Raw genomic sequence first — 2,031 nt, 5'->3', positions numbered from 1 at the left:
TAATATAGTCCTGCAACTCTCAGATAATGAGACCGTTAGAAATGCCACAAATGCCCTAACCAGCAAACACCCAGACAATAGTTATATTGCCAAAATGAACGACAATGGCAAACTCACAGTTTATGATTTAAGTGGCAACGAAGTCAGCCTTAATGTCAATGGCAAATACCGTATCAATGTAGTGGCTCACGGATCTGAAATGGCAGCAATAGGTGCTGAACAACTCGCTACCTATATCACCGAATTACAAACAAAACTTAGAATAGAACAAACAGAGCAAGGTCGTATTGCCTTAGTGGGTTGTGAAACAGACAAACCCTCTTCAAGTGGCACTTCAACTGAAATTACCTCTTTAGCACAATTAGTTGCACAAAGATTGTATGACGGCGGTAATGGCACCATCAACGCCGAAGTAACTGGCAGAACAACACAAATAGAAGTCAATGCGAATGGCACCAAAACCATGCTAACAGGAGGAACCAAGACAGTTTATAGCTGGGATACAGATAAAGGAGAAATAAGCCAAAAAACTGAAACGGTTAAAAACCACAGTGAAGCGCTAAAGAACCCATTGATCAATCTTAATGAAGAAATACAAAGATTGGAAGAGTTGCTTAAGAGTAAAAAATTCACATCTAAAAAGCAAAGCAAGCATTCTGATCTTTTATCTGACACTCTTCATGCTTTTCGTGTAATACGAGAAAATGAATTGGGCTTCTACCATTCTGAACTAAAGGCATTAAAGTTGAATTTTGATGAGCATTTAAGAACAAACCCAAATTCAGAAATTATAGGAGAATTAAACAGGGTAAACGCTGTTTTGCAAGATTTTATTACTGATATTGAACAAGATTTAAGAAGAACAGAACTAGAGCAGTCCGTGCTACTTGTGCGTGAAAAATACGAAGCAGCCAAAGTGCTGGAAGTTGGTGATAAAGTTAAAAAATTAAAGAAAACGCATGAATGGTTCTTGGATCTTGCAAGTCGCAGCCCTGAAATGCGTGAACAATTAAAACACGATATATTGACTGTAAAATATGAGATTCAAGTGGCTGAGGAGTCCCAAGCTAAACTTGAGAAATGGGAGGTAGGGAACATAAGACAGGACCACATTACAGATCCATTTGTAGGGTACACACGCCAAATTCTCATAACAACAACAGATGACTTAGAATTGATTCAAAATGAGATACGACTGGCAGAAAAATATCCAAACAATACCACTATTGTTCATATGGATAAAAATGGTAATTACAAAGTTGTATACGGACTTAAATTAGATCAAATACCAAAAGGCGATCTTAAGGTTATGATCAATGCACATGGTGAATTAGGCAGTATTGTAGACAGAAGTATTGAAGAAATTGCCGAATATATCAGCACTATAGAGCAGGCTACTGGTGAGGATTCTAGCGTAAGGAAAGTCAGTTTGGTTCCTTGTGACTTAAAGGGTGAGTATGCAATAAAACTTCTATCTAAGTTGCAAAAAAGAGGGATAAGTAACGCCAAAGTAAGTGTTAGACTTGTGAGTACAAGTGTGCTTCCAAATGGTAGAAAAATTGCGGTAGATTCCGCAGACGACTTTCGTGCAAGATATCGATCTGACATTTTTAAAAAAACTTATGCGTTCAATGAAAAGGGTGAAATAATTCCTGTGGATTCTTATACAGACGAGCATTATGATGTTACCCTTTCTATTGATAAAGATGGAAGTCCAAAAATAGAACGCATTTACGACAATAAACGCCTTAGTGAATTAAAGGGTGCGTTAAAAGTTTTTGTTAAAGCCAAAGGTTTTAGTGAAACTGAGCAAATGTTGCATCAGTTTAAAGAAGCACTGCCTTCAGATGCCTCTATATCACACCTCAACATCAAAACACCAAAAGATAACGACTGGTTTGATCAAGGTAGTGTGTTGAAACAAGGACAAGATTTAGACAAATTTGGTAGAGACCTTAATGTAAGTGTTGTGGTACACTCTAACCCTAGAGACAGTCAAGTATTAATGGCTGCTCGTAATAGAGATTCTGA

Annotated in this window: 1 protein-coding gene; it reads left to right on the top strand. The window is 37.4% G+C overall.

Annotation, left to right across the window (positions count from 1 at the left end):
• On the top strand, positions 1–2,031 hold a 2,031-nt coding region (locus BAZSYMA_RS06130), incomplete at both ends, for a C80 family cysteine peptidase (protein WP_143243125.1).

Source organism: Bathymodiolus azoricus thioautotrophic gill symbiont, assembly GCF_001298715.1.
Classification (GTDB): Bacteria; Pseudomonadota; Gammaproteobacteria; order PS1; family Pseudothioglobaceae; genus Thiodubiliella.
This window is presented reverse-complemented; position numbering and strand designations above follow the sequence as displayed.